This is a genomic window from Candidatus Methylobacter oryzae (assembly GCF_003994235.2).
Lineage (GTDB): Bacteria > Pseudomonadota > Gammaproteobacteria > Methylococcales > Methylomonadaceae > Methylobacter_A > Methylobacter_A oryzae.
Map to the genome: position 1 here is coordinate 93,537 of NZ_RYFG02000114.1, position 6,055 is coordinate 99,591.

7 protein-coding genes are annotated in these 6,055 nt (G+C 53.4%); all 7 read left to right on the forward strand.

Annotated features, from left to right (window positions below; translation table 11 throughout):
* The first annotated feature begins 304 nt into the window (after positions 1–304).
* The 7 genes from EKO24_RS23500 to EKO24_RS23430 all read left to right on the forward strand — a co-directional run bounded on the left by EKO24_RS23500 (position 305) and on the right by EKO24_RS23430 (position 5,954).
* Complete coding sequence (locus tag EKO24_RS23500; RefSeq protein ID WP_338324020.1) at positions 305–613, forward strand: DUF883 C-terminal domain-containing protein; 309 nt, start codon at positions 305–307, stop codon at positions 611–613.
* A gap of 59 nt (positions 614–672) precedes the next feature.
* The gene (locus tag EKO24_RS17745; RefSeq protein ID WP_127027732.1) at positions 673–903 is read left to right on the forward strand and encodes a DUF883 domain-containing protein; all 231 of its coding nucleotides are present in this window, start codon (positions 673–675) and stop codon (positions 901–903) included.
* A gap of 13 nt (positions 904–916) precedes the next feature.
* Positions 917–1,147 carry a DUF883 C-terminal domain-containing protein gene (locus EKO24_RS17750; protein ID WP_127027731.1) on the forward strand — a complete coding sequence of 77 codons (231 nt, stop codon included), beginning with the start codon at positions 917–919 and terminating at the stop codon, positions 1,145–1,147.
* A gap of 67 nt (positions 1,148–1,214) precedes the next feature.
* Positions 1,215–1,445, forward strand: coding sequence for a DUF883 domain-containing protein (locus tag EKO24_RS17755; RefSeq protein WP_127027730.1), 231 nt, complete (start codon positions 1,215–1,217; stop codon positions 1,443–1,445).
* 437 nt (positions 1,446–1,882) lie between these two features.
* A complete protein-coding gene (locus tag EKO24_RS17760; protein ID WP_241674628.1) occupies positions 1,883–2,857 on the forward strand; it encodes a hypothetical protein in 975 nt (324 codons plus the stop codon).
* A 144-nt stretch (positions 2,858–3,001) separates the two neighbouring features.
* Positions 3,002–3,481 (forward strand): hemerythrin domain-containing protein, encoded by a 480-nt coding sequence (locus tag EKO24_RS17765; protein WP_127027729.1) that lies wholly within the window; start codon positions 3,002–3,004, stop codon positions 3,479–3,481.
* 313 nt (positions 3,482–3,794) lie between these two features.
* Complete coding sequence (locus EKO24_RS23430) at positions 3,795–5,954, forward strand: catalase (RefSeq protein WP_127027728.1); 2,160 nt, start codon at positions 3,795–3,797, stop codon at positions 5,952–5,954.
* The last annotated feature ends 101 nt before the right edge of the window (positions 5,955–6,055 follow it).

Consider the following 6,055-nt stretch of genomic DNA (forward strand, 5'->3'; position numbering starts at 1 on the left):
ACAGTTGCCGAGGCGGAGCAAAATAAAGTAACTCGCCTTCGGGGGCGAGACCCCGATCCAAATAAAACGTCGCGTTAACGACACCTTTGCAGTCTAAATTTGATCGGCTGCATAACGTGTTAATAACTGCCGCCCTCCTTGCGGCCACTGCCATTTCGTGGTGAGCCCTTCGACAAGCTCAGGGCGAACGGAACAAGTCTTAACTAAATGGCAGTGTACCTTACGTTGGATGCGCCGGCGCTTATCCTTGATCGTACTTAATCCCGCAGCTATCAACCATTATCAACAAACACAGGAGACCATCATGGAAACCCCAAATAGCGAAGAAAATATTAACGCCCCCAGAAACGCAGAAAGAAATATCAAAGAAACCGTAGACAAGGTATCGCACACCGCCCATAAAGCCGTCGATAAGATGACGAATGTGGGTTACCAGACTGCGGAAGTGATTGGCGAAAAAGGCGAACAACTCAAAACTGCCGAGGAACAACTGGTAGAGGATTACCGCGAATATATCCGCGATAAACCGATCAGGGCGGTAGGCATCGCAGTCGCCGCAGGTTTTCTATTAAGCCGGCTGATGAACGGCTGTCGAGCCGCTCATCATCATTAACCGTCACCCATCCGTACGCCGTCAATCGCGTGCGGGACTCAAATAGAGAGGAGATCGTCATGAACACCATAGAAAATGCATCCGATTACGCCCAGGAAGCCGGCGAGAGAATTGCCGGCGCAACAAGCCAAGCCGCAAAAGCGCTGGGCGAAAAAGGCGAGCAATTGCTAAGTGCCGAACAGAAAATGATGAAGCAATGCTGCAATTATGTCAGCTATCACCCTGTCGCATCGGTGGCCATGGCGATAGCGGCCGGCTTTTTATTGAGTCATCTGTTAAGAGAGCGTTAGAGAGGAGGCCGTCATGGATACGCTAGAAAAAGCAGCCGATTATGCGCATGACGCTGCCGATAAGGTCGCCGATGCAACGCACTATGCCGCAAAAGCGCTAAACGAGAAAGGCGAGCAATGGTTAGATGCCGAGCAAAAATTGCTGAAAGACTGCCGCGCTTATATCCGCGACAATCCTATAACATCGCTAGCGATTGTGCTGGCGGCCGGTTTTGTACTGGGGCGCTTACTCAACGGTCGTTAAAACCGTCCCATCCTGTCAACCCCGAACGCCGCGAACCGCATGCGGCTTAAACAGAGAGGAAACGATTATGAACACAATCGAAAAAGCATCCGGTTATGCCCAGGAAGCCGCCGGAAGAGTCTCCGATATATCCGCCCAGACCTCAAAAGCAATGAGTGAAAAAGGCGAGCAAATGCTGAAGGCCCAGCGCAAATTAATGAAGCGCGGCCGTAACTATGTCAGCGATCATCCGATGGCATCGATAGGTATCGCGGCAATGATCGGTTTAGTGCTGAACCGCATGTTCAGTTACCGCTAAGCCGCAACGGCTTCAGGTAGTCTGGAAGATAGAACACGGATCGCACGGATGCGACGGATTAGCACGGATAAGTAACTGAATATAAGCATCCAACTCGTGTTTAAAGCCGGAGTGCAGGCTCCGCCTGCTTTGCAAACACCAATAGTAGGCGCTTTACGACTGCATGGATGCAGGAGGTAGCGCAATGCAGGAGCAATTGCCGAGGCGAAGCTTGCACTCCAAAATACCGGAAAATTTTAGAGAAACGACTTAAGCCGACCCTGTAAAAATCCGTATCAATCCGTCGCATCCGTGTGATCCGTGTTCTCTTTTCTCAATGAAATACCCTGCGCCGAAACGGCAATTTATTCTCCTCTATGTGCGATATCGAACAGATACAGGCCAAGGCCCAATACCATAATTTCCCGAATTTCATTCAAAGGAGAATTATCATGAATGTGCCAAATCTTTCAGAATCCGACGCATTTACCCGCAGACGCGCCTCCGACGAATTGGGCCGTAGACGCGCGGTTCAGGGCGTCCAGCCGGAAACAGTTTTATCCTCCCAGGCAAGCGCGGTATCGTGGGGGGCTATCTTCGCCGGAGCCGTCGGCGCCGCCGCGTTGGCGCTGATTCTTACGATGCTCGGAACAGGCCTGGGCATGTCCTCGGTGTCTCCCTGGACATACAGCGGCGTCAGTGCGACAACCCTCGGCGTCGGTGCTATTCTGTGGCTGACCCTCACCCAGCTGCTGGCCTCGGCAATGGGCGGTTATATTGCCGGCAGGCTCCGAACAAAGTGGATTGCGACCGACGCCGACGAGGTCTATTTCCGCGATACCGCGCACGGCTTCCTGGCCTGGGCGATCTCGGCGCTGTTGACAGCCGCCCTGCTCACTTCCGCGATCGGTTCGATTGTCAGCAGCGGCTTTCAGGCCGGCGGCAAGGCCGTTGCAGACACGGCGGACAGCGCCGCAACGGCGGCCGGAGCCGAGATGGCCCAGTACAACAACAAAGAACCGCTGAAATACTACATCGACTCGTTATTCAGGACAGACATCAACGCCGTCCCTACAATGGCGCCAAGCAGTATCCAAGAGCAGACGCCCGCCGAATCCGCAGCGGAAATCAGCCGCATCTTTATGAACTCATTACATAACGGCCCATTGCCTCCGCAAGATGTCCGCTATGCCGGTCAAATTGTTGCGCAACGCACCGGCCTGGCACAACAGGATGCGGAAAAACGCGTCGCCGAGACCTATATCCAAATACAGGGCAAGATGCTTGGAGCGGAAAAAACCGTCAAGGAAGCGGCCGACTCGGCGCGCAAAACATCCGTCTACGCATCGTTGTGGTATTTCATCGCCCTGCTTATCGGCGCTTTCACGGCCAGCTACGCGGCGACGTTCGGCGGCCGGCTGCGCGATCTGTAACTGCAACCTCATCCTTACAAAGGAGAAAAGCAATGCGTTCAATACTTTTATATCTACTTGGAGTTCCGATTCCTATCATTATTCTGATCGCGTTGTTCATGCGCTAATCGCTAACCCCACCGGACATAAACTGGAGACAATAGAATGGCAACCGCAACCAGTAAAGCAAGGAAGTCAGCCAAGACTCAAGACGCGACAGTATTATTAAAGACCGACCACCAGTTGGTCAGCGACCTGTTTGACGAATATGAAGCCGCCTATTCGAATGCGAAGAAAAAACAAATCGCCAATCAAATCTGCAAGGAATTGACCGTGCATGCCCAGATCGAAGAGGAAATCTTTTATCCGGCAGTCAAGCAGGCGATGAAAGACAAAGAGTTAATTCCGGAAGCCAGGATCGAGCATGCGACCTTGAAATCCCTCGCATCCCAGCTTGAGGGCATGGAGCCGGACGATGAGATGTTCGACGCCAAAGTCAAGGTGATGCACGAATACGTGAAGCACCATGTCAAAGAAGAACAGAATGAGATATTTCCGAAAGCCAAATCCACCGGCTTGGACATGATGAAACTTGGCGCCCGGCTATCCGAGCGCAAAGCAGAGCTTCGCGCTGCCCGGTCTTAGCGGGTTTAATCAGGATCGGTCATCAATTCTTCGCAGCAATGAGCACTTGTAGCTTACAGCAATACTTAAAGCAAAACGTGATCGAAACTTGCCGATGGTAGAAATTTAATCCCGTCTGCCGCCGAGCACCGGAGTTTTTGCCGAGAATGGCCCGCAGGGCGAAAACCAAGGAGGGTTTTCGTAGCGGAAAATATCTCGCCCTCGGGGGCGAGACCCCGATTCAAATAATCCGTCGCGTGAGCGACTCTTTCTCATTGCCCGCTTGCACTTGAACTGAACAACCGCCACATTCAATACGCGAAGGAGAATTTCCATGGCTACGCCTAACGACGACAAACCGGCCACCACCGGCCTTGAACCTTCGCCCGCCGACGCTAACCGTTCCGAACAAAGCGCGGCAGTGCTTGCCCAGGAACCGGGCGAAATTCTGACCACTAATCAGGGCCTGCTGATCAGCGATAACCAGAATTCCTTGCGCGGCGGCGCGCGCGGCCCAACGCTGCTGGAAGATCATATCCTGCGCGAAAAAATCATGCATTTCGACCATGAGCGCATTCCCGAACGCGTCGTGCATGCGCGCGGTTCCGGCGCGCACGGCGTGTTCGAAGTGTACGAGTCGATGAGCCGGTACACGAAGGCCGATTTCCTACAGGATCCGGGCACCAAGACGCCTGTATTCGTGCGTTTTTCGACCGTCGTCGGCTCTCGCGGCTCAGCCGATACCGCCCGCGACGTGCGCGGATTCGCGGTTAAGTTTTATACCGACGAAGGCAATTTCGACCTGGTCGGCAACAATATTCCGGTGTTCTTTATCCAGGATGCGGTTAAATTTCCCGATTTAGTGCATGCGATCAAACCGGAACCGCACCATGAAATCCCGCAAGCCTCGTCGGCGCACGATACGTTTTGGGACTTCATTTCGCTGATGCCGGAGTCGGCGCACATGATCATGTGGCTGATGTCGGACCGCGCCATTCCCAGAAGCTATGCGATGATGGAAGGCTTTGGCGTGCATACTTTTCGATTTATTAACGACTTGGGCGAGTCGAGTTTCGTCAAATTCCACTGGAAACCGGTGCTCGGCGTGCATTCCCTGGTTTGGGACGAAGCCGTCAAGCTGGCCGGTAAAGATCCGGACTTTCACCGCCGCGATTTATGGGAAAGCATCAATCGCGGCCAATATCCCGAATGGGAACTCGGCGTACAGATAGTGACGGAAGAGGATGAGGGCCAGTTCGACTTCGACTTGCTCGATGCGACCAAACTGATTCCGGAATTAATGGTGCCGGTGCAAATCGTCGGCAAGCTGACCTTGAATCGCAATCCGGATAATTTTTTTGCCGAAACCGAGCAGGTTGCGTTCCACCCCGGCAACATCGTGCCGGGCATTGATTTCAGCAACGATCCTTTATTGCAGGGCAGGCTGTTTTCCTATACCGACACGCAGCTATCGCGTTTGGGCAGCCCTAATTTTCACGAAATACCGATCAATTGCCCTATCGCCTCGGTGGACAATAACCAGCGCGACGGCCATATGCGCCAGACTATCGTCAAAGGCCGGGTGAGCTATGAACCCAACTCGCTGGGCAGCGGCTATCCGATGCAGCAGCCCGAGGAATACGGCGGCTTCGCCAGTTATCCGCAAGCGTTGGAAGGCGAAAAAATACGCGTGCGCAGCAATAGTTTTGCCGACCATTTCTCGCAAGCGGCACTATTCTGGCGCAGCCAGTCAGCCCGGGAAAAAGACCATATTGTTTCCGCATTCTGCTTTGAATTAGGCAAAGTCGAGGTTGATGCGGTGCGCGAGCGCGTGGTCTCGATGCTGACGCAGATCGACAAGTTTCTTGCCTACCGGGTTGCCGAAGGTTTGGGAATGGCTGTTCCTCCACCTGCCGGCGGCGCTAAAAGCGTTCTATCCGACGATCAGCTCGATATAGATCCGTCGCTGAGCATGTCCGACACCCGCAAGGATTCGATTATCGGCCGTAAAGTTGCCGTATTGATCGCGGACGGTGTCGACGAAGCGTCAATCGATACCGTATCCAAGGCCTTGGCGGCTAAAGGCGCGACGGTAAAATTGATCGCTCCGCGGCTGGGCGAAATCAAAAGCCGCAAACATGAGTTCATCAAAGTGAACCGCAGCCTGCCGACGGTAGGATCGGTGATGTTCGACGCGGTCTTTATTCCGGGAGGACAGCAAAGTTCGGAAAACTTGTGCGCCGATGCCGATGCGGTCATGTTCGTTAAAGAAGCCTACAAACACGGCAAAGCCATAGCCGCCAACAACGATGGCACGTTGTTGCTAGAGAAAGCGGCGCGTTCGGCAGGCCTTGAGCATGGCGCGTTTAAGGGACCGGGCGTTATTACGTCGTCTTCTCAAGCCGTCGATGACGAATTTGCCGAAAACTTCATTGCCGCTATTGCTATGCATCGTTTTTTCGAGCGATCCGATATGGATGCGATTGCGTCGTGAAAATTATTGTCGTAGATACCGTCTTAAAAGTCAACGCTGAGGCACATAATCAGGTTGATAAGGCTGACGCGTTTTCAAAACGCCAAAGCACAAGTGCACCA

Coding starts and splice junctions, on each gene's coding strand:
- EKO24_RS23500 (WP_338324020.1), top strand. CDS start 305: ATGGAAACCCCAAATAGCGAAGAAAATATTAACGCCCCCAGAAACGCA.
- EKO24_RS17745 (WP_127027732.1), top strand. CDS start 673: ATGAACACCATAGAAAATGCATCCGATTACGCCCAGGAAGCCGGCGAG.
- EKO24_RS17750 (WP_127027731.1), top strand. CDS start 917: ATGGATACGCTAGAAAAAGCAGCCGATTATGCGCATGACGCTGCCGAT.
- EKO24_RS17755 (WP_127027730.1), top strand. CDS start 1,215: ATGAACACAATCGAAAAAGCATCCGGTTATGCCCAGGAAGCCGCCGGA.
- EKO24_RS17765 (WP_127027729.1), top strand. CDS start 3,002: ATGGCAACCGCAACCAGTAAAGCAAGGAAGTCAGCCAAGACTCAAGAC.
- EKO24_RS23430 (WP_127027728.1), top strand. CDS start 3,795: ATGGCTACGCCTAACGACGACAAACCGGCCACCACCGGCCTTGAACCT.